This window comes from Spirosoma litoris (assembly GCF_054776755.1).
In genome coordinates, this window is the sequence record NZ_BAAHBI010000014.1 from 114,574 (window position 1) to 132,006 (window position 17,433).

Here is a 17,433-nt window from a genome sequence, read left to right on the forward strand (position 1 = left end):
TCACTTTGAGAAAGGAAATCTTGTTATACTAGAAATTCTTACCAACTTCTGTTTCCTACAGTTGCGCTCAACAATCACATTACTCAAAAAAACGCAACTATTTACTTGTATATTTAATTTTCTTACATATATTCGTTACAGAAAATAGTACGGGTAATCCCATTTAGGTATGGAACAGGTCAGTAGTGAATTTTTACGAGGTACGTTGAAGACAATCGTCTTGAAACTACTCTCCGAACAAGATAAAATGTATGGTTATCAGATAACCCAGGCCGTCAAGGAGCGGACTCGGGGTGAGCTTACACTAACGTTTGGGGCACTGTATCCAGTTCTTCACAAGCTGGAGCAGGAAGGGTTGCTGATAAATGAATCGATTGAGGTCGATGGTCGTCTACGCAAGTATTATTCACTGACAGACAGTGGCACACAGATGGCCATTAAGAAGGTCTCTGAGTTCGAGAATTTCGTCAGTTATATGCAACAGTTATTTCAAACACCTCCTAATCTGGCCCTTGGCAATTGACTAAATCCTTTACGTTTATGGAAAAGCTACATCCCAACCAAATCGACCATATCCACAAGTATCTGCTCCAAAGCGGTCTTTCTGGCGAACTGCTCACCGAATTACTTGACCATCTTGTTTGTGAAGTTGAACACTACCTCTGGATTGGCCTTCCTTTTGAAGCTGCCCTCAACAAAACCCTACAGGATGCAAACGCCGATTCGGTCCAGAAGCTCCGTAAGCTTTACCATCAGGAACTAGCTTTTTCAGAAGATCAACTAGCCGAGGCCAGTTTGGACGATATTCTGTTTCAGTTTCGGAACAAATCATACGGAGCCTACTCATTACGACAATCTTATCAGAAGACACTCGTGTACGCACTTGGGGGCGCCTTAGGGCTTGGGCTGATGATGATTGCCTTTTTGCATTTGATTAGTCAAAAAACATGGTCTTACTGGAGTCCTTGGGGCGTGGTATGGATTATCGGAGTTGGTGCAGTCACGGCAGCCATAGTCATGTATTTCCTGCAACAGGAACGTTGGGAACCCGTATCTGATCAGAGGAGCAGTTAAGTTATGGTTTGTAGTTCAGGCTGCGTAGTTTTATGACGCAACCTCGAATTACATCCTTACATGACTCAATCTCTCTGGTCGCTTAGCGGCCAACGCGCCCTCGTAACGGGCGGCACGAAAGGAATCGGCGAAGCGATAGTCCAACAATTTCTGGACTTAGGCGCGTCTGTTTTTATCGTTGCTCGGAACAATGATTTACTTCAACAGCAATTAGACGCCTATCGTCAGCAGGGCCACACGGTCGATGGACTAGCGATTGATATGAGCCTGCCGGGTATGGCCACTCAGGTTATTGATACCATTACAGAAAAGTGGGAAAGTCTGGATATTCTGGTCAATAATGCCGGAACCAATATTCGTAAAGCTACTGCCGATTATAGCTCGGCCGATTATGAACATGTTCTGAATACCAATCAGCGCTCAGCCTACGAGTTAAGTCAGGCTGCTTACCCATTGCTGAAAGCATCTACTGTTGGTGGAAAGATCGTGATGATTTCATCGGTATCGGGTTTGGCACATACCAGCAGTGGCTCACTTTATGGCATGTCTAAAGCCGCCATGCTTCAACTTACCCGTAATTTGGCCGTTGAATGGGCGGCCGATGGTATTCGCGTGAACGCTGTTGCTCCGTGGTATATAAGAACCCCCTTAGCGACACCAGTGCTCACCAATCCAGAAAAGTTGGCTGGCATCCTCAAACGAACGCCCATGAATCGCATTGGCGAGCCCGAAGAAATAGCCTCGGTTGTCTCCTTCCTATGCATGCCTGCCTCCAGCTACGTAACAGGCCAGACAATTTCGGCCGATGGCGGCTTACTAGCCTGGGCCTATTAAAAATGGTCAAGGGTGGTCAGAAACGGTCAAGAATTGATAAACAATACCTGCCCATTTCTAACCACCCTTGACTATATATGACCTTCTATACGCCAGCAACCATAGCTTTCATTTTCGCCATGGCTGTGTTTGCTACGACCTGAGCTTCCTGCGCGTAGTACATTTTATTAAACACCTCCAAAGACAATACTATTGGACGATCTGGGCGCTTGATGAGTTTCAATGTCTCCTTGATTGGTGCAACACCATCGCCTGGGAATACCCGATCGGCATCAGTAATTTTTTCTCGTGTAAAGTCGGCGGTATAGTCATTGACATGGAAAACCTCAATGGCCGGCTTACCAACCAGTGGTAAACTCACATTACCAGAGCCGCCTTTGTAGAGGTGATATATATCCAGCAGCACTCGTGCCGACGGGTGCCCGCTTTCAATAGCCACGAACATGACTTCGCCCAGTCGGCTTAAGTTGGGCGAAAAGCCCCATAATTCCAGTTGAGGAACAACCCCTGTTTTATCGCCTATTTCCAAAATAGCCCGATAGCGTTCGGCCGCTTTGTATAAATCAATTTTAGGACTCCCCGGCGATTGCGCACCGATTGGTGGCGTAGCAACCCGCTTACAACCTACTTCGGCCAGCATTTCCATCTCGCTCTTGAGCTGAGCAACGCCCTTGGCACGAGCAGCTTCATCATCAATAATCCAGGGCGCAAATCCAATGGCATTTTCAACCTTTATACCAGTATCACTCAGAACTTTACGGGCATCTGCTGTAGTCGCTCCGCTTTTCAGATAAGTCTGTAACGTTTCAACCCATATTTCAACTGATCGAAATCCAGCTTTTGAAGCCACTTCCAGTTCCTTTACAAAGCCGAGTTTATGCCCACGAATCGTGCTCATATTTAGACAAAGCGTGAAAGAAGGCTGTGCAGTTGGAACAGGCATAGCATCCAGCGAATTAGAGGAAAGAGATGCGCCTACAGAGGCAGTCAGAGCCGCCAGCGTTTGACGACGAGTGATAGATTGAGACATGAACAAACCGGATTCAGGCGTTTTGCGATACGTAGTACTAAATGACAAAACGAGTTAAACCTACTGCTTACTGGCTCTTCACAGTTTTCAATTTCCTCTATTGCAATTGTCAATTCGCCCTAAGTCGCATAGCGCCTAAATGTTTGTAGAATAGTAAGCATGGCTCGATTTCGCTGGTCGCGTAGCGACCGAACAATTTATCATTGAACCTTACCGAAACACCAATAAAACCCTATCAAAACTTTTCTTTAAAATAATTTTTCTATTTCTCCTAACTATTTCTTACTTTTGCACTCCCAAACTCGGAACATCGAGTCTAACGACATACGAGGGTGAAGGTCCGTAAGGAAACCACATCTGACTTTTTAAGCAAACAAACCTTGCGTTGCATTGTATTGTCTGCTATCTGAGGTCAGGTGCAATGCACCCGACCTTTTTTTATGTTGTTTTTGGGCTGATTGTTAAGCAGATATAGGATTCATCTAAATATTTGCCTAATTTTGCGGCCCGATTCGGAAGGTCCGGGTTGGAAAATGAATACCTATTTTTTACCTGCTTACTTTAAACAAACACAAATGTCTGGTTTAATTGGCAAGAAAATCGGGATGACCAGCGTGTACAATGCGGACGGGCAGGCTCTGGCATGTACAGTGATTGAGACGGGTCCCTGTGTTGTAACTCAAGTTCGTAGCCTCGAGAAAGATGGCTACACAGCTGTGCAGCTGGGTTATGGCGACAAAAAAGAAAAGCACAGCAACAAGCCGGAGTTGGGCCACTTCAAAAAAGCTGGTACCACACCTAAGCGCAAACTGGTTGAATTCAAAGAATTCACACAAGAGCTTAACTTAGGTGAAACCCTTACGGTAGCCGACGTATTTGCTGAAGCCGACTTCGTTGACGTAGTTGGAACAGCTAAAGGTCGTGGTTTCCAAGGCGTTGTGAAACGTCATGGATTCGGTGGTGTAGGCGGTCAAACGCACGGTCAGCACAACCGGGGTCGTCACCCAGGTTCGATCGGTGCCTGTTCGTTCCCATCGCGCGTGTTCAAAGGTCTTCGTATGGCTGGCCGGATGGGCGGTAACCGCGTTAAGGTTCAAAACCTGCGCGTATTGCGTGTTCTGCCTGAGCAAAACCTGCTCGTTGTTAGCGGTTCGATTCCCGGAGCCAAAAATTCATACGTTATTATTGAGAAATAGGCCATGGAAGTAAGCGTATATAACAGCAAAGGCGTAGACACAGGCAAAAAGGTCACCCTTCCGGAGGAGGTTTTCGGTATCGAGCCGAACCAACACGCGATTTACCTCGACGTGAAACAATACCTGGCTAACCAACGTCAGGGAACGCACAAAGCGAAAGAACGTGCTGAAAATGCACACTCGACTCGCAAACTGAAGAAGCAAAAAGGTACGGGTGGTGCTCGTGCTGGTAGTGCCAAATCACCAGTATTCGTAGGTGGTGGTACAATTTTCGGACCTCGCCCCCGGGATTACAGCTTCAAACTGAACAAAAAAGTGAAAGCGCTGGCTCGCCAGTCGGCCTATGCTGTAAAAGCAAAAGCTGAAAAGATTTCAGTTATCGATAGCATCACGCTGGAAGCACCCCGCACAAAAGATTACATTCAATTCCTGAGTGATCTGAACCTAACGGGTCGTAAAACGCTGCTAATCCTTCCTGACGTAAATACAAATGTTGTATTGTCGAGCCGGAACGTGCAGAAAGCGAAAGTAACCACAGCGTCGCAGGTGAACACCTACGATCTGATGAACGCCGACCAACTGCTCATCAGCGAAGAAGCGCTGTCAACCATCCAAACGTTGTTCGAAAAATAATCATGAGCGTACTGAAACGACCAATCGTCACCGAAAAAATGACGGGCCTTAACAAGCAAGGGAAGTATGCTTTTGAGGTTGAACTAAAAGCCAACAAACTCGAAATCGGCAAAGCCATCGAGAAAATGTATGGCGTAAACGTTGAGGCTGTAAATACCTTCCGGGTTTTCGGAAAGAAACGCAGCAAGAACATCAACGGACGTGTTGTATCGGGTAAGACCCCAACCACTAAGAAAGCAATTGTTACGGTGGCAGAAGGCGAAGTAATTGATATCTACGCTGACCTGTAAACCGAGCATTGCTCTACCAATTAATCAGTCATGGGAGTTAAAAAACTAAGACCAATAACGCCGAGTACACGTTTTCGCGTGGCACCCGACTTTGCGGAAATAACAGCCTCTAAGCCAGAGAAAAGTCTGCTAGAGCCCATTAAGAGAACCGGTGGCCGTAACAACGAAGGGCACCGCACTATGCGCTACATTGGAGGAGGTCACAAACGGCACTACCGTATCATTGACTTCAAGCGCGATAAAGTCGGCCAACCTGCCGAAGTTTTGACTGTAGAATACGATCCAAACCGTTCTGCACGCATCTCTCTGGTGCAATATGCTGACGGCGAAAAGCGCTACATCATTGCACCACAAGGTATTACTGTTGGCCAGATGATTCAGTCAGGCGAAGGTTCTACCCCCGACGTAGGTAACGCGCTTCCATTAGCCGCTATGCCAATCGGTACCATCGTTCACAACATCGAGCTAACACCTGGTAAAGGTGGCGCAATGGCTCGGTCGGCTGGTACATATGCTCAATTAGTAGGTCGTGAAGATAAGTACGCTATCCTGCGTCTTCCTTCGGGCGAAACTCGTCGGGTATTAAGTGCTGGTATGGCAACGGTTGGTTCGGTATCTAACCCCGACCACATGAACGTTGTTGTGGGTAAAGCAGGTCGGAACCGTTGGTTAGGTCATCGTCCCCGCGTTCGTGCGGTTGTGATGAACCCTGTCGATCACCCAATGGGTGGTGGTGAAGGTCGGGCATCCGGTGGTCACCCACGCTCACGCAATGGCCAGTTCGCTAAAGGTCAAAAGACCCGCAACAAGAACAAGGCATCTGAAAGCATGATTATTAGCCGACGCAAAAAGTAACAGATAAAAATGGCACGTTCACTTAAAAAAGGCCCATATATTGATTTCCGTCTGGACAATAAAGTTCAGGCTCAGAATGATTCGGGCAAGAAATCGGTCATCAAAACCTGGTCGCGTCGTTCGATGATTTCGCCGGATTTCGTAGGCCACACCTTCGCCGTTCACAACGGCAACAAGTTTATCCCGGTTTATGTAACGGAAAACATGGTAGGTCACAAGCTCGGCGAATTCTCGCCAACTCGTAACTTCCGGGGACACACCGCAAAGAAAGACAAGGGCAAACGATAAACTAGCATGGGGCAAGGAGCCAGGTGCAGGGTGATAGAAGCCCCGCGCACAAAGCACCTCGCTTCGAGCCATAAAAAAACATGGAAGCAGTAGCAAAACTTAAAGATGTGCCCACGTCGCCCCGTAAGATGCGGATAATCGCCGACCTCATTCGTGGTCAGCGCGTTAGCCGGGCGTTGGGTCTGTTAAAATATCAGCCACAGGCTGGTGCCGGTGTATTGCAGAAAGTGCTTTTATCGGCCGTTGCCAACTGGCAGCAGAAAAATGAAGATGAGCGTATCGAAGACGCTGATCTTTATGTAAAAACGATTTTTGTTGATGGAGGTCCGATGCTGAAGCGTCTTCGTCCAGCTCCACAAGGTCGTGGTCACCGGATTCGGAAGCGGTCAAACCACATTACGATCGTGGTTGACAGTGCAGCTCAATCAGTATTGACAGCGGCAGAAGCAGAAACCCCTGAAAACGAACAATAATTAAGAAATGGGACAAAAAATAAATCCAGTTGGCCTGCGACTTGGTATTGTTCGGGGCTGGGAATCGAGCTGGTACGGCGGCAAAGAGTTTGCTGATAAACTCGTTGAAGACGAGAAAATCCGCAAATATGTAGCAGCCCGTATTCCGAAAGGAGCCATTGCTCGGGTAGTTATCGAGCGTACCCTGAAACGGGTTACCCTCACGATTCACACAGCCCGTCCGGGTATCGTAATCGGTAAAGGCGGTGGTGAGGTCGATAAGATCAAAGAAGAATTGAAAAAGATCACGGGCAAAGATGTCCAGATCAATATCTTCGAAATCAAACGGCCTGAAATCGATGCTAAATTGGTTGGCGAAGCTATCGCTCAGCAGTTACAGGCTCGTATTTCGTTCCGTCGTGCTATGAAGCAGGCTATCCAGTCGGCTCTTCGCGTAGGTGCTCAAGGTATCAAAGTAAAAGTATCAGGTCGTTTAGGTGGTGCTGAAATTGCCCGCTCAGAGCAGTACAAAGAAGGTCGTGTACCTCTTCATACGCTTCGTGCCGATATCGACTACGCGATCTCTGAAGCCCAAACCGTTTACGGTAAAATCGGCATCAAAGTGTGGATTTTCAAAGGCGAAGTTTATGGCAAGCGTGATCTGTCTCCATCAGCCATGATGAGCCAGGCACAAGCTGGTGAACGTACAGCCTCTGCCAACGATCGTGGAGATCGTCGGGGACCACGTGGCGACCGTGATGGTAACGAACGGGGTGGCCGCAATCGCGGTGAGCGCGGAGCAAATGACCGTGGTGGCAACCGTGGTGGTGGCCAGGGCGGCAATCGTGGCGGTGGCCAGGGCGGCAATCGTGGCGGTGGCCAAGGTGGCAATCGCGGTGGTGGCCAAGGTGGACCAAGACGATAAACGAGTTCCAAGTTTCGTTGTTTCAAGTTACCGGTTTATTCACAGACTTGAACCATCAACTTGAAACCTGAAACATTGAACGCTAACTGATAACAGAAAAATGTTACAGCCAAAAAGAACTAAATTCCGTAAACAGCATAAAGGAAGGATTCCTGGTATCGCATCGCGCGGTCATGAGATTTCTTTCGGTACGTTCGCTATCAAATCGCTGGAACCAGGTCGGATTACCGCCCGCCAGATTGAAGCCGCTCGTATTTCCGTAACCCGGGCCATGAAACGTGAAGGCCAGGTTTGGATTCGTATTTTCCCAGACAAGCCGATCACCAAGAAACCGGCTGAAGTACGGATGGGTAAAGGTAAAGGTGCTCCCGAGTATTGGGTAGCCGTAGTGAAACCCGGCACGATTATGTTCGAAACAACGGGAGTTGATTTAGCAACGGGTATGGAAGCCCTTCGCTTAGCCGCTCAGAAGTTGCCCGTTCGGACCAAGTTTGTAGTCCGGCGCGATTATCAGGAGCAAGGCGAAGAGTAGTATCCCTAAGCGACGAACAAGATGAAAAAAGAAGATTTGAAAGGATTGTCGGCGGATGCCTTACGTGCTGAAATCGGTGCGGAACAGGATCGCCTGCTGAAACTGAAGTTTGCTCATGCTGTGTCTCCTATCGAGAACCCCATGCGCATCCGCGAGAGCCGCAAACGGATTGCTCGCCTGCACACAGAACTGACAGTTAAATCGCGGCAAGCCTAATAAGACACGACGATGGAAGAGCAACAAGCACCAGCACCACAGGAGGAAGTAACCACTCCAGTGGCAGCAACAGAACAGCCGAAAGCAGCCGCTCCAGCAACGAGCGAAGCGAAATCGGCATCGGAGCGTAACGCACGTAAAGAGCGTATCGGGCGGGTGACCAGCAATAAAATGCAGAAAACAATCACGGTTGCGATTGATCGCAAAGTGAAGCACCCGATGTATGGCAAGTTCATGAACAAGACCAAAAAATTGACGGTTCATGACGAGAAAAATGAGTGTGGTATCGGCGACACAGTTCGCGTAATGGAAACCCGCCCATTGAGCAAAAATAAGCGTTGGCGGTTAGTCGAAATCATCGAAAAAGCGAAGTAAGCCATGGTACAGCAAGAATCAAGATTAGGAGTAGCCGATAACAGTGGCGCTAAAGAAGTGCTAGTTATCCGGGTTCTGGGCGGTACAGGCAAGCGGTATGCATCGGTCGGTGACAAGATTGTCGTGACAGTGAAGCAAGCCCTGTCGTCCAGCAGTATGAAAAAAGGTACGGTTTCGAAAGCCGTGGTTGTTCGGACTAAAAAGGAAGTACGCCGGAAAGATGGTTCGTACATCCGTTTTGAAGACAACGCAGCTGTGTTGCTCAACAACAACGATGAGCCGCGTGGTACTCGGATTTTCGGTCCTGTAGCCCGCGAATTGCGCGAGAAGCAGTTTATGAAAATCGTATCGTTAGCCCCAGAGGTATTGTAAGCAATGGAGAAGAAAATAACGCTACCGACACACAAATTCCACATCAAGACGGGCGATACGGTCGTCGTGATTGGTGGTAACTCGAAAGGGCAGCGCGGTGTAGTGAAAGAAGTGATCGTAGAGAAAGATCGTGCCCGGGTTGAGGGTGTGGCTATGATTACCAAACACTTGAAACCTACCGCTTCTAACCCACAGGGAAGTCTGGAAAAAACGGAAGGATCAATTCACATCAGTAATCTGAAATTGGTTGACCCTGCCACCGGCGAACCTACCCGTACGGGTCGTAAGTTGAATGAAAAGGGTAAACTGCAACGGTTCTCGAAAAAGACCGGCAATTTCATCCCCGACGTCCGTAAATAATAAAGGTCTAAGAGAATGGCAACGCCAAGACTGAAAGAAAAATATTTAAACGAAGTTGTACCTCAATTGAAGGACAAGTTTCAGTACAAGTCGGTTATGCAAGTACCCCGCTTGACGAAGATTGTTGTCAATAAAGGTATTGGAGCCGCTGTCGCCGATAAAAAATTGGTTGACGTAGGCGTCGAAGAATTGACGACCATCACGGGTCAGAAAGCCGTTGCGACTTTGTCGAAAAAAGCGGTTTCTAACTTCAAACTGCGGGAGAAAATGCCCATTGGTGCGAAAGTGACCTTACGTGGTGAGAAAATGTATGAATTCCTTGATCGGTTGACAACGGTATCGTTGCCTCGCGTTCGTGACTTCAAAGGCATTAGCGACAAAGGATTTGATGGCCGTGGTAACTACACGTTCGGCGTGCAGGAGCAGATTATCTTCCCAGAAATCAGCATCGATAAAGTAGCTCGTATTTCGGGGATGGACATCACGTTTGTGACGACCGCCAATACCGATAGCGAAAGCTACGAGCTGTTGAAAGCAATGGGCATGCCGTTTGCTAAAAGTGGTAAATAACAACCGACACAAAGGCTAAAACAATGGCAAAAGAATCAATCAAAGCACGGGAACGGAAACGCGAAGCGTTAGTTGCCAAATATGCTACGAAACGAGCTGCTCTGAAAGCAGCTGGTGATTACATCGGTCTGGACAAGCTTCCTAAAAATGCATCACCAGTTCGTCTGCACAATCGTTGCAAACTGACAGGTCGTCCACGGGGCTATATGCGCAAGTTTGGTATTTCGCGGGTAACCTTCCGGGAAATGGCATCAGCGGGTAAAATTCCAGGTGTAACCAAAGCAAGCTGGTAATTCCAGATTCCATTTCTATTTGTAATTCAGTTTCCGTAATTTTGCGAACTTTCTCAAAAAGAGAGATTTGCAAGTAACGCAACGCTAAGAATGAATACAGATCCAATAGCAGATTATCTAACCCGCGTTAGAAATGCCATCCGGGCAAAGCACCGGGTTGTGGAGATCCCTGCTTCCAATATAAAGAAAGAAATTACCAAAGTTTTGTACGACAAAGGGTTCATCCAGAACTATAAGTTCGACGATAGCACTGCACAAGGCACTATCAAAATTGCTTTGAAGTACAATCCAACAACGAAGCAATCGGCTATCGTTGATCTACAACGTATCAGCCGGCCAGGTCTACGTCAGTATCGGGGAGCCGATCATCTGCCACGTATCCTGAATGGTTTGGGCGTAGCGATCATCTCGACCTCTAAAGGTGTGATGACTGATAAAGAAGCGAAGACGCTGAACGTTGGTGGAGAAGTATTGTGTTACGTATATTAATCCGAACTGAACGATGTCACGCATAGGTAAGAAACCCATCGCCCTACCCAGCAACGTAACGTTGTCTGTCGACGCTCAAAACGTCGTTACGGTAAAAGGGCCTAAAGGCACCCTGCACCAAACAGTTGACCCGGACATTTCGGTAGCCATCGAAGAAGGTCAGATTCAAGTGTCCCGTCCAACGGAGCAGAAACGCCACAAAGCACTACACGGTCTGTATCGTTCGCTGGTTAGCAACATGGTACAAGGCGTTAGCGAAGGCTTTAAACTTAACCTCGAAGTTATTGGGGTGGGTTACAAAGCATCGGTTACCAATAATGTTCTTGAATTGCAACTTGGCTACTCACACAATGTGTACGTAGCAGTTCCTGAAGAGATTAAGGTAACGGCTGTAACCGAAAAAGGTCAGAATCCGAAAGTATATCTGGAAGGCTCAGACAAACAACTTCTTGGCGATGTAGCGGCTAAAATCCGCTCACTCCGTAAAGTTGAGCCCTATAAAGGCAAAGGTATCCGCTTCATCGGTGAGCAAGTTCGCCGGAAAGCTGGTAAATCTTCGAGCAAGAAATAATATGATTTACGATGTACGAATTACGATGTGCGATTTTTTATTCGTGCGTCAGCCAAAATCGTACATCGTAATTCGTACATCGTAAATTAATTCGCCTATTTGGTCGGAATCAAATAACATGGCAACTACAAAACAAGAAAGAAGACAGCGGATTAAGTTTGGTATCCGGGCGAAAGTATCCGGTACGGCCGAACGTCCCCGTCTATCCGTTTTCCGTTCTAACACGGGCATTTACGCACAACTTATCGATGACGTGGCCGGTCATACATTGGCAGCTGCATCGTCTGTTGAGCTGAAAAGCGAAATCGAAGGGAATACCCTCGAAACAGCGAAGAAAGTAGGTCAGCGTTTGGCTGAAAAAGCAATTGCTCAGAACATTAGCGCAGCTGTGTTTGACCGCAATGGCTACTTATATCACGGTAAAGTAAAAGCACTGGCCGATGCAGCCCGCGAGGGTGGCCTTAAGTTCTAAGCGATGAACATCAATTCAGCAAGACCGACAAAGTTTAACGAAGCCGACCTGAAAGAAAAGGTTGTAGCCATCAATCGCGTAGCGAAGGTGGTAAAAGGTGGTCGCCGATTCAGCTTCTCGGCGATTGTCGTCGTCGGAGACGGTAACGGTGTCGTTGGTTACGGATTGGGCAAAGCCAATGAAGTAACGGACGCGATTGCCAAAGGAGTAGAAGACGCGAAAAAGAATCTGGTACAGGTTCCTATTTTGAAGCGTACAATTCCTCACGAAATGGAAGGCAAATTCAGTGGTGGCTTTGTCCTGCTGAAACCAGCTTCTCCAGGTACTGGCGTAATTGCTGGTGGTGCTATGCGGGCCGTTCTTGAATCGGCTGGCATTCACGATATCCTGGCGAAATCGAAAGGATCATCGAACCCACACAACGTAGTAAAAGCTACGCTTGATGCACTGCTGAAAATGCGGTTACCACATCAGGTTGCTTTCCAACGTCAGGTAAGTTTGGCTAAAGTATTTAACGGTTAATTTAAACGGAGCAACAGACATGGCACGAGTACGCATCACGCAGGTCAGCAGCACCATTAAACGGCCGCTATCTCAAAAAAATGCTATCAAGTCATTAGGCTTGGGCAAAATCAACCGCAGCGTCGAACTAGAATATAACGACGCGCTGAAGGGTGCAATCAATAAGGTGCAGCACCTGGTGAAAGTTGAAGAAATTTAAGTATCTTTGCGATTCTTTTGGTTTTCAGGCCTTTTTAACCTTGTGTTAGAGCTGACTGAAAAGCCAAAAGAATCATCTTTTTACTAATATAGCAATGAATTTAAGCAACCTTAGACCGGCAAAAGGTTCCGTCAGAGAGCGCAAGCGAGTCGGACGCGGACAAGGATCAGGCATGGGCGGTACGTCTACGCGTGGTCACAAAGGAGCGCAGTCGCGCTCAGGTTATAGTCGTAAGACACACTTCGAAGGTGGTCAGATGCCACTTCAACGTCGTGTGCCTAAGTTCGGCTTCAAAAACATCAACCGCGTCGAATACAAACCTCTCAACCTAGATGCCATTCAGGCATTGGTTGATGAAACCAAGGCAACGATCGTTGACATGGAATTCCTGCTTCAGCATGGTCTGGTAAGCAAGAAAGACCTTGTTAAAGTATTAAGCCGTGGTGAATTGACAACTGCCGTTGAAATCCACGCCCACGCTTTCTCAGCTAGCGCCAAAGAAGCTATCGAAAAAGCAGGTGGAAAGGCAATTGTGCCTACAAAAGAAGCGAAAGAAGAAGCAGCTAACTAAGTTGTGAGCACGGCAAAGACCGATCTACTTTTATGAACCGACTCATCACCACGTTCAAGAATATTTTTGCAATTGACGAGTTGCGGAGTCGAATCCTCAACACGCTGTTGTTCATTACGGCGTTTCGTCTCGGTTCAGCCATTGTGCTACCGGGCGTTGACCCCCAGAAACTGAATCTTAATCCGCAAGGATTACTCGGTTTATTGGACACCTTTTTAGGTGGTGCGTTCAGTAAGGCTTCGATTTTTGCACTCGGTATCATGCCGTACATCTCGGCATCGATTGCTATTCAGTTACTCACGCTGGCTCTTCCTTACTTCCAGAAAATGCAGAAGGAAGGAGAGTCGGGTCGTAAGCGACTGAACCAGATTACTCGGATATTAACGATTGGCGTAACAGCGGTACAGGCTATTACTTACGTTCGTACAACAATTCCACAGGAAGCACTTTTAATTGATCGCGGTTTATTCACAATCTCTTCATTATTTGTACTGACAGCAGGGACTATTTTCTGCATGTGGTTAGGCGAACGGATTACAGATAAAGGGATAGGTAACGGGATTTCCATGATCATCATGATTGGGATTGTATCTCGGCTTCCAGGTGCCATTATCGGTGAGCAACAATCGAGAGGATCAGGTGGAATTCTGCTTTTCGTTCTGGAAATCGTTGCCTTATACTTTGTTGTTATGGGCGCGGTTGTATTGACGCAAGCCGTTCGTCGGATTCCGATTCAATATGCGAAGCAAGTGATTGGAAACAAAGTTGTTGGTGGACAGCGCCAATACCTACCCCTAAAGTTGAATGCAGCGGGCGTCATGCCTATCATTTTCGCTCAGGCGTTAATGTTCATTCCAACTTATGTGGCAGGTCTGTTTGCTGAGAAGAGCGATTTTGCAGCCAGTGTACAAAATGCATTTCAGAGTTATACAACATGGCAGTACAATGTCCTGTTTGCACTGTTGATCATCATCTTTACCTTCTTTTACACAGCGATCTCGGTTAACCCCGTTCAGATTGCTGATGATATGAAGCGTAGCGGTGGCTTCATTCCGGGTGTAAAGCCAGGTATCCAGACCTCTGAATACATTGGTACAGTACTTGACCGTATTACGCTCCCTGGTGCTATCATGCTAGCTATTGTGGCGATTCTACCTGCAATTGCCAATCTATTAGGAATGACGAGTGGGTTTGCCCAATTCTTTGGTGGCACATCCCTGTTAATCATGGTAGGTGTTGTATTGGATACGCTTCAGCAAGTAGAAAGTTATCTGCTTATGCGTCGGTACGAAGGTCTGATGAAATCAGGTCGAGTACAGGGACGGACGAGCGAGACTGTAGCAGCTTAATTGAAATGGCCGGTTCTGATAAAAAGGAGAAGATGATTTTTTACAGAAGCGATGACGAAATTGCTTTGATAAAAATCAGTGCCCAGTTGCTCGGAAAAGCACATGCCGAAGTGGCAAAACTTATCCGGCCTGGTGTTACCACAAAGGAACTGGATATTGTTGCAGAAACGTTTATAAAGGATAATGGTGGCATTCCATCATTCTTAGGTTATAACAAGTTTCCGGCTTCACTCTGTATCTCGGTCAATGATGTGGTGGTTCATGGATTTCCAAGCCGCTACGAACTTCGCGACGGGGATATTATCTCGATTGACTGCGGTGTTAAACTGAATGGTTTTCATAGCGATAGCGCCTATACGTATCCCGTCGGCGAAGTAAGCCCAGCTGTCCGTCGGCTCTTAAGCCGAACAAAAGAGTCTCTTTATATCGGCTTAGGACAAGCAATCGAAGGGAATCGGGTTGGCGATATCGGATATGCCATTCAGACTTACACGGAGAAGTTCGGTTATTCGGTAGTGCGGGAGTTAGTTGGTCATGGCGTTGGTCAGAACCTACACGAAGCGCCTGAAGTACCTAATTACGGAAAACGAGGTCAGGGTCCCAAATTACGGGAAGGTATGATTTTGGCGATTGAGCCAATGATTAACTTCGGTAAGAAGGGAGTTGTGCAGGAACGCGATGGTTGGACTATTCGGACAGTTGATCGTAAACCTTCGGCTCACTTTGAACACACAGTAGCCGTTCGGAAAGGGAAACCCGAGATTTTAACCACCTTTGAATATATCGAAGCAGTTACCGCGAATACTAGCCTGATGGTCGATACACAGGAACTGATGGCAGTTTAAAGCAACATGGCAAAGCAGAATTCAATAGAACAAGACGGTGTGATTTTGGAGGCATTATCGAATGCAATGTTCCGGGTCGAATTGGCCAACAAGCATGAAGTAATTGCTCATATCTCTGGCAAAATGCGGATGAATTACATCAAAATTTTGCCCGGAGATCGCGTAAAGTTAGAAATGTCGCCTTATGATCTAAGTAAGGCAAGGATTGTGTACAGATACAAGTGATTTGTGATTTACGATTTACGAATTACGATTTCGTCTGAAGTCAAGATTTGTTAAGTCGTAAATCGTAATTCGTAATTCGTAAATCAGAACATGAAAGTTAAAGCGTCCATCAAAAAGCGCAGTGAAGACTGCAAAGTGATCCGGCGGAAAGGGAAGCTGTACGTGATCAACAAAAAGAATCCCCGTTACAAACAAAGACAAGGCTAAGCATGGCACGTATTGCAGGTGTTGATATTCCAGACAAGAAGCGTGGTGAAATCGCGCTAACTTACATTTACGGCATTGGTCGTAGCCGGGCTAAGAAAATCCTGACCGACGCTGGCATCAGTGTCGATAAGAAAGCCAATGAGTGGTCTGATGAAGAAGCGAGTGCGGTTCGTAACGCAATCTCGAATGAATACAAGGTAGAAGGCCAGTTGCGTTCGGAAATCCAGTTGAGCATCAAACGTTTGATGGACATCGGCTGTTACCGAGGCTTACGTCACCGGAAAGGATTGCCGGTTCGCGGCCAGCATACCAAAAACAACTCACGTACCCGTAAAGGGAAGCGTAAGACAGTTGCTAACAAGAAGAAAGTAACTAAATAATTAATCGGTCGCTCATCGTCATACGGAGCATTTGAAGTCATTCTTAATTGATTGGCAAGTAATGATTCACGGTGACACATTGACGATTACCTACAAACAATGGCTCAAGCAAAACGCAAAGACAAAGCGAAAAAGCGGGTGGTAGTTGTTGAACCCGTTGGTCAGGTGCACATCCGGGCTACGTTTAACAACATCATCATTTCGATCACCAACATGAACGGCCAGGTTATCTCCTGGGCATCTGCGGGTAAAATGGGCTTCCGTGGCTCAAAGAAAAACACCCCTTATGCTGCTCAAACAGCCGCTCAAAACTGTGCTGTCGTTGCCCACGATCTGGGTATGCGCAAAGCAGAAGTATTCGTGAAAGGTCCAGGATCAGGTCGTGAATCGGCTATCCGTACCATTCAGAACTCAGGTATCGAAGTAACAACGATTCGTGATATTACCCCGCTGCCGCACAATGGGTGCCGGCCGCCAAAACGTCGTCGCGTATAATTTACGGATGGCATGAATAGGGGCAGGCGACATTTAGTTGTGTCTGTCCATTGTTTCACAATTATTCATTCATTGAAGAATGGCACGTTACATTGGGCCAAAAGCCAAAATCTCGCGCAAGTTCGGTGAACCCATTATGGGCCCGAGCAAAGCGCTTCAGAAAAAAAATTACGGACCGGGTATGCACGGTCGGGGGCGCAAACGGAAACAGTCCGAATATGCACTCCAATTGCTGGAAAAGCAGAAAGTAAAATACACGTATGGTATCCTGGAGCGTCAGTTCCGTGCACTGTTCCATCGGGCACAGGTTCGCGAAGGTATCACAGGTGAAAACCTGCTCAAATTATGCGAAGCCCGCTTAGATAACACGGTTTATCGTCTGGGTATCGCTTCTTCACGCCGGGCTGCTCGTCAGTTGGTATCTCACAAACACATCGTTGTTGATGGCGAAGTGGTTAACATTCCTTCTTACTCGCTGAAGCCTGGTCAATTGATTGGTGTTCGTGAGAAGTCAAAATCGCTCGAAGCTGTTACAACAAGCGTAGCTGCTCGTAACACGAAGCGGTATAACTGGGTTGAATGGGATGCTCAACAATTAACGGGTAAGTTTATTAGCTACCCTGAGCGTGATCAGATTCCTGAAAACTTTAACGAGCAGGCCATCGTCGAATTGTATTCGAAGTAAGCTTACTGGCAGAACTCATCTTGAGTTCTGCTGGATTTTGTATAAATAAGTTACGGTTTAGGTTGATTGGTTTTAATAGCTGGTCATTCGGCCAGTAAAGTTCTAAAACCGAAGCACTGAAAACCGTA

31 protein-coding genes are annotated in these 17,433 nt (G+C 47.1%); 30 read left to right on the forward strand and 1 reads right to left on the reverse strand.

What is annotated here, in order from left to right; all coding sequences use genetic code 11:
- Positions 1-169 precede the first annotated feature (169 nt).
- The 3 genes from ACYVGR_RS11285 to ACYVGR_RS11295 are packed head-to-tail and all read left to right on the forward strand — an operon-like array spanning position 170 to position 1,908.
- Positions 170-523: a PadR family transcriptional regulator gene (locus ACYVGR_RS11285; protein WP_460956579.1), complete on the forward strand. Its 354-nt coding sequence runs from the start codon at positions 170-172 to the stop codon at positions 521-523.
- 17 nt (positions 524-540) lie between these two features.
- Positions 541-1,074, forward strand: a complete 534-nt coding sequence (locus tag ACYVGR_RS11290) for a hypothetical protein (protein ID WP_460956581.1) — start codon at positions 541-543, stop codon at positions 1,072-1,074.
- A 60-nt stretch (positions 1,075-1,134) separates the two neighbouring features.
- Positions 1,135-1,908 (forward strand): SDR family oxidoreductase, encoded by a 774-nt coding sequence (locus ACYVGR_RS11295; RefSeq protein ID WP_460956583.1) that lies wholly within the window; start codon positions 1,135-1,137, stop codon positions 1,906-1,908.
- A gap of 85 nt (positions 1,909-1,993) precedes the next feature.
- On the opposite strand, the gene ACYVGR_RS11300 is transcribed toward ACYVGR_RS11295, so the two are convergent.
- Positions 1,994-2,938, reverse strand: a complete 945-nt coding sequence (locus ACYVGR_RS11300; RefSeq protein ID WP_460956585.1) for a sugar phosphate isomerase/epimerase family protein — start codon at positions 2,936-2,938, stop codon at positions 1,994-1,996.
- 575 nt (positions 2,939-3,513) lie between these two features.
- Here ACYVGR_RS11300 and rplC point away from each other — a divergent pair.
- The 27 genes from rplC to rpsD all read left to right on the forward strand — a co-directional run bounded on the left by rplC (position 3,514) and on the right by rpsD (position 17,305).
- A complete protein-coding gene (gene rplC, locus ACYVGR_RS11305; RefSeq protein WP_460956587.1) occupies positions 3,514-4,134 on the forward strand; it encodes a 50S ribosomal protein L3 in 621 nt (206 codons plus the stop codon).
- Between the two features lie 3 nt (positions 4,135-4,137).
- Complete coding sequence (gene rplD, locus ACYVGR_RS11310) at positions 4,138-4,767, forward strand: 50S ribosomal protein L4 (protein WP_182459898.1); 630 nt, start codon at positions 4,138-4,140, stop codon at positions 4,765-4,767.
- 2 nt (positions 4,768-4,769) lie between these two features.
- Positions 4,770-5,057, forward strand: coding sequence for a 50S ribosomal protein L23 (rplW, locus tag ACYVGR_RS11315; protein ID WP_182459897.1), 288 nt, complete (start codon positions 4,770-4,772; stop codon positions 5,055-5,057).
- 30 nt (positions 5,058-5,087) lie between these two features.
- Positions 5,088-5,912 (forward strand): 50S ribosomal protein L2, encoded by an 825-nt coding sequence (gene rplB, locus ACYVGR_RS11320; RefSeq protein ID WP_460956589.1) that lies wholly within the window; start codon positions 5,088-5,090, stop codon positions 5,910-5,912.
- 9 nt (positions 5,913-5,921) lie between these two features.
- Positions 5,922-6,200, forward strand: coding sequence for a 30S ribosomal protein S19 (gene rpsS / locus ACYVGR_RS11325; RefSeq protein WP_012930238.1), 279 nt, complete (start codon positions 5,922-5,924; stop codon positions 6,198-6,200).
- A gap of 80 nt (positions 6,201-6,280) precedes the next feature.
- Positions 6,281-6,673 carry a 50S ribosomal protein L22 gene (gene rplV / locus ACYVGR_RS11330; RefSeq protein ID WP_182459895.1) on the forward strand — a complete coding sequence of 131 codons (393 nt, stop codon included), beginning with the start codon at positions 6,281-6,283 and terminating at the stop codon, positions 6,671-6,673.
- 7 nt (positions 6,674-6,680) lie between these two features.
- A complete protein-coding gene (gene rpsC / locus ACYVGR_RS11335; protein WP_182459894.1) occupies positions 6,681-7,577 on the forward strand; it encodes a 30S ribosomal protein S3 in 897 nt (298 codons plus the stop codon).
- A 100-nt stretch (positions 7,578-7,677) separates the two neighbouring features.
- Entirely contained in the window at positions 7,678-8,109 is a 432-nt protein-coding gene (rplP, locus tag ACYVGR_RS11340; protein ID WP_157583694.1) for a 50S ribosomal protein L16, read from the forward strand.
- Positions 8,110-8,130: 21 nt separating this feature from the next.
- The gene (gene rpmC / locus ACYVGR_RS11345; protein WP_182459893.1) at positions 8,131-8,325 is read left to right on the forward strand and encodes a 50S ribosomal protein L29; all 195 of its coding nucleotides are present in this window, start codon (positions 8,131-8,133) and stop codon (positions 8,323-8,325) included.
- Positions 8,326-8,337: 12 nt separating this feature from the next.
- Positions 8,338-8,700, forward strand: coding sequence for a 30S ribosomal protein S17 (gene rpsQ / locus ACYVGR_RS11350; protein ID WP_182459892.1), 363 nt, complete (start codon positions 8,338-8,340; stop codon positions 8,698-8,700).
- Between the two features lie 3 nt (positions 8,701-8,703).
- Complete coding sequence (rplN, locus tag ACYVGR_RS11355; RefSeq protein WP_018618706.1) at positions 8,704-9,072, forward strand: 50S ribosomal protein L14; 369 nt, start codon at positions 8,704-8,706, stop codon at positions 9,070-9,072.
- 3 nt (positions 9,073-9,075) lie between these two features.
- Positions 9,076-9,432 carry a 50S ribosomal protein L24 gene (rplX, locus tag ACYVGR_RS11360; RefSeq protein ID WP_157583696.1) on the forward strand — a complete coding sequence of 119 codons (357 nt, stop codon included), beginning with the start codon at positions 9,076-9,078 and terminating at the stop codon, positions 9,430-9,432.
- 15 nt (positions 9,433-9,447) lie between these two features.
- A complete protein-coding gene (gene rplE, locus ACYVGR_RS11365; RefSeq protein WP_182459891.1) occupies positions 9,448-10,002 on the forward strand; it encodes a 50S ribosomal protein L5 in 555 nt (184 codons plus the stop codon).
- Positions 10,003-10,025: 23 nt separating this feature from the next.
- A complete protein-coding gene (gene rpsN / locus ACYVGR_RS11370) occupies positions 10,026-10,295 on the forward strand; it encodes a 30S ribosomal protein S14 (protein WP_106137346.1) in 270 nt (89 codons plus the stop codon).
- A 90-nt stretch (positions 10,296-10,385) separates the two neighbouring features.
- Complete coding sequence (rpsH, locus tag ACYVGR_RS11375) at positions 10,386-10,784, forward strand: 30S ribosomal protein S8 (RefSeq protein WP_460956594.1); 399 nt, start codon at positions 10,386-10,388, stop codon at positions 10,782-10,784.
- 13 nt (positions 10,785-10,797) lie between these two features.
- On the forward strand, positions 10,798-11,355 hold the full coding sequence (rplF, locus tag ACYVGR_RS11380) for a 50S ribosomal protein L6 (RefSeq protein ID WP_460956596.1): 558 nt from the start codon (positions 10,798-10,800) through the stop codon (positions 11,353-11,355).
- 118 nt (positions 11,356-11,473) lie between these two features.
- Positions 11,474-11,827, forward strand: a complete 354-nt coding sequence (rplR, locus tag ACYVGR_RS11385; protein ID WP_157583700.1) for a 50S ribosomal protein L18 — start codon at positions 11,474-11,476, stop codon at positions 11,825-11,827.
- Positions 11,828-11,830: 3 nt separating this feature from the next.
- Complete coding sequence (rpsE, locus tag ACYVGR_RS11390) at positions 11,831-12,349, forward strand: 30S ribosomal protein S5 (protein WP_460956599.1); 519 nt, start codon at positions 11,831-11,833, stop codon at positions 12,347-12,349.
- A 19-nt stretch (positions 12,350-12,368) separates the two neighbouring features.
- Positions 12,369-12,548, forward strand: coding sequence for a 50S ribosomal protein L30 (gene rpmD / locus ACYVGR_RS11395; RefSeq protein ID WP_046577840.1), 180 nt, complete (start codon positions 12,369-12,371; stop codon positions 12,546-12,548).
- A gap of 94 nt (positions 12,549-12,642) precedes the next feature.
- On the forward strand, positions 12,643-13,119 hold the full coding sequence (gene rplO / locus ACYVGR_RS11400; RefSeq protein ID WP_182459887.1) for a 50S ribosomal protein L15: 477 nt from the start codon (positions 12,643-12,645) through the stop codon (positions 13,117-13,119).
- Positions 13,120-13,151: 32 nt separating this feature from the next.
- Positions 13,152-14,468 (forward strand): preprotein translocase subunit SecY, encoded by a 1,317-nt coding sequence (gene secY / locus ACYVGR_RS11405; protein WP_182459886.1) that lies wholly within the window; start codon positions 13,152-13,154, stop codon positions 14,466-14,468.
- A 32-nt stretch (positions 14,469-14,500) separates the two neighbouring features.
- Positions 14,501-15,313, forward strand: a complete 813-nt coding sequence (gene map, locus ACYVGR_RS11410) for a type I methionyl aminopeptidase (RefSeq protein WP_460956602.1) — start codon at positions 14,501-14,503, stop codon at positions 15,311-15,313.
- Positions 15,314-15,319: 6 nt separating this feature from the next.
- Complete coding sequence (infA, locus tag ACYVGR_RS11415; RefSeq protein ID WP_009284801.1) at positions 15,320-15,538, forward strand: translation initiation factor IF-1; 219 nt, start codon at positions 15,320-15,322, stop codon at positions 15,536-15,538.
- A 90-nt stretch (positions 15,539-15,628) separates the two neighbouring features.
- Positions 15,629-15,745 (forward strand): type B 50S ribosomal protein L36, encoded by a 117-nt coding sequence (gene ykgO / locus ACYVGR_RS11420; RefSeq protein ID WP_018618719.1) that lies wholly within the window; start codon positions 15,629-15,631, stop codon positions 15,743-15,745.
- A 2-nt stretch (positions 15,746-15,747) separates the two neighbouring features.
- The gene (gene rpsM / locus ACYVGR_RS11425) at positions 15,748-16,125 is read left to right on the forward strand and encodes a 30S ribosomal protein S13 (protein WP_460956605.1); all 378 of its coding nucleotides are present in this window, start codon (positions 15,748-15,750) and stop codon (positions 16,123-16,125) included.
- Between the two features lie 99 nt (positions 16,126-16,224).
- Positions 16,225-16,620 (forward strand): 30S ribosomal protein S11, encoded by a 396-nt coding sequence (gene rpsK, locus ACYVGR_RS11430; RefSeq protein ID WP_182459883.1) that lies wholly within the window; start codon positions 16,225-16,227, stop codon positions 16,618-16,620.
- Between the two features lie 79 nt (positions 16,621-16,699).
- Positions 16,700-17,305, forward strand: a complete 606-nt coding sequence (gene rpsD / locus ACYVGR_RS11435) for a 30S ribosomal protein S4 (RefSeq protein ID WP_460956607.1) — start codon at positions 16,700-16,702, stop codon at positions 17,303-17,305.
- The last annotated feature ends 128 nt before the right edge of the window (positions 17,306-17,433 follow it).

What these genes read in the sequence shown, in the direction of transcription:
- ACYVGR_RS11285 (WP_460956579.1), top strand. Translation starts at nt 170, where the DNA reads ATGGAACAGGTCAGTAGTGAATTTTTACGAGGTACGTTGAAGACAATC.
- ACYVGR_RS11290 (WP_460956581.1), top strand. Translation starts at nt 541, where the DNA reads ATGGAAAAGCTACATCCCAACCAAATCGACCATATCCACAAGTATCTG.
- ACYVGR_RS11295 (WP_460956583.1), top strand. Translation starts at nt 1,135, where the DNA reads ATGACTCAATCTCTCTGGTCGCTTAGCGGCCAACGCGCCCTCGTAACG.
- ACYVGR_RS11300 (WP_460956585.1), bottom strand. Translation starts at nt 2,938, where the DNA reads ATGTCTCAATCTATCACTCGTCGTCAAACGCTGGCGGCTCTGACTGCC.
- rplC (WP_460956587.1), top strand. Translation starts at nt 3,514, where the DNA reads ATGTCTGGTTTAATTGGCAAGAAAATCGGGATGACCAGCGTGTACAAT.
- rplD (WP_182459898.1), top strand. Translation starts at nt 4,138, where the DNA reads ATGGAAGTAAGCGTATATAACAGCAAAGGCGTAGACACAGGCAAAAAG.
- rplW (WP_182459897.1), top strand. Translation starts at nt 4,770, where the DNA reads ATGAGCGTACTGAAACGACCAATCGTCACCGAAAAAATGACGGGCCTT.
- rplB (WP_460956589.1), top strand. Translation starts at nt 5,088, where the DNA reads ATGGGAGTTAAAAAACTAAGACCAATAACGCCGAGTACACGTTTTCGC.
- rpsS (WP_012930238.1), top strand. Translation starts at nt 5,922, where the DNA reads ATGGCACGTTCACTTAAAAAAGGCCCATATATTGATTTCCGTCTGGAC.
- rplV (WP_182459895.1), top strand. Translation starts at nt 6,281, where the DNA reads ATGGAAGCAGTAGCAAAACTTAAAGATGTGCCCACGTCGCCCCGTAAG.
- rpsC (WP_182459894.1), top strand. Translation starts at nt 6,681, where the DNA reads ATGGGACAAAAAATAAATCCAGTTGGCCTGCGACTTGGTATTGTTCGG.
- rplP (WP_157583694.1), top strand. Translation starts at nt 7,678, where the DNA reads ATGTTACAGCCAAAAAGAACTAAATTCCGTAAACAGCATAAAGGAAGG.
- rpmC (WP_182459893.1), top strand. Translation starts at nt 8,131, where the DNA reads ATGAAAAAAGAAGATTTGAAAGGATTGTCGGCGGATGCCTTACGTGCT.
- rpsQ (WP_182459892.1), top strand. Translation starts at nt 8,338, where the DNA reads ATGGAAGAGCAACAAGCACCAGCACCACAGGAGGAAGTAACCACTCCA.
- rplN (WP_018618706.1), top strand. Translation starts at nt 8,704, where the DNA reads ATGGTACAGCAAGAATCAAGATTAGGAGTAGCCGATAACAGTGGCGCT.
- rplX (WP_157583696.1), top strand. Translation starts at nt 9,076, where the DNA reads ATGGAGAAGAAAATAACGCTACCGACACACAAATTCCACATCAAGACG.
- rplE (WP_182459891.1), top strand. Translation starts at nt 9,448, where the DNA reads ATGGCAACGCCAAGACTGAAAGAAAAATATTTAAACGAAGTTGTACCT.
- rpsN (WP_106137346.1), top strand. Translation starts at nt 10,026, where the DNA reads ATGGCAAAAGAATCAATCAAAGCACGGGAACGGAAACGCGAAGCGTTA.
- rpsH (WP_460956594.1), top strand. Translation starts at nt 10,386, where the DNA reads ATGAATACAGATCCAATAGCAGATTATCTAACCCGCGTTAGAAATGCC.
- rplF (WP_460956596.1), top strand. Translation starts at nt 10,798, where the DNA reads ATGTCACGCATAGGTAAGAAACCCATCGCCCTACCCAGCAACGTAACG.
- rplR (WP_157583700.1), top strand. Translation starts at nt 11,474, where the DNA reads ATGGCAACTACAAAACAAGAAAGAAGACAGCGGATTAAGTTTGGTATC.
- rpsE (WP_460956599.1), top strand. Translation starts at nt 11,831, where the DNA reads ATGAACATCAATTCAGCAAGACCGACAAAGTTTAACGAAGCCGACCTG.
- rpmD (WP_046577840.1), top strand. Translation starts at nt 12,369, where the DNA reads ATGGCACGAGTACGCATCACGCAGGTCAGCAGCACCATTAAACGGCCG.
- rplO (WP_182459887.1), top strand. Translation starts at nt 12,643, where the DNA reads ATGAATTTAAGCAACCTTAGACCGGCAAAAGGTTCCGTCAGAGAGCGC.
- secY (WP_182459886.1), top strand. Translation starts at nt 13,152, where the DNA reads ATGAACCGACTCATCACCACGTTCAAGAATATTTTTGCAATTGACGAG.
- map (WP_460956602.1), top strand. Translation starts at nt 14,501, where the DNA reads ATGATTTTTTACAGAAGCGATGACGAAATTGCTTTGATAAAAATCAGT.
- infA (WP_009284801.1), top strand. Translation starts at nt 15,320, where the DNA reads ATGGCAAAGCAGAATTCAATAGAACAAGACGGTGTGATTTTGGAGGCA.
- ykgO (WP_018618719.1), top strand. Translation starts at nt 15,629, where the DNA reads ATGAAAGTTAAAGCGTCCATCAAAAAGCGCAGTGAAGACTGCAAAGTG.
- rpsM (WP_460956605.1), top strand. Translation starts at nt 15,748, where the DNA reads ATGGCACGTATTGCAGGTGTTGATATTCCAGACAAGAAGCGTGGTGAA.
- rpsK (WP_182459883.1), top strand. Translation starts at nt 16,225, where the DNA reads ATGGCTCAAGCAAAACGCAAAGACAAAGCGAAAAAGCGGGTGGTAGTT.
- rpsD (WP_460956607.1), top strand. Translation starts at nt 16,700, where the DNA reads ATGGCACGTTACATTGGGCCAAAAGCCAAAATCTCGCGCAAGTTCGGT.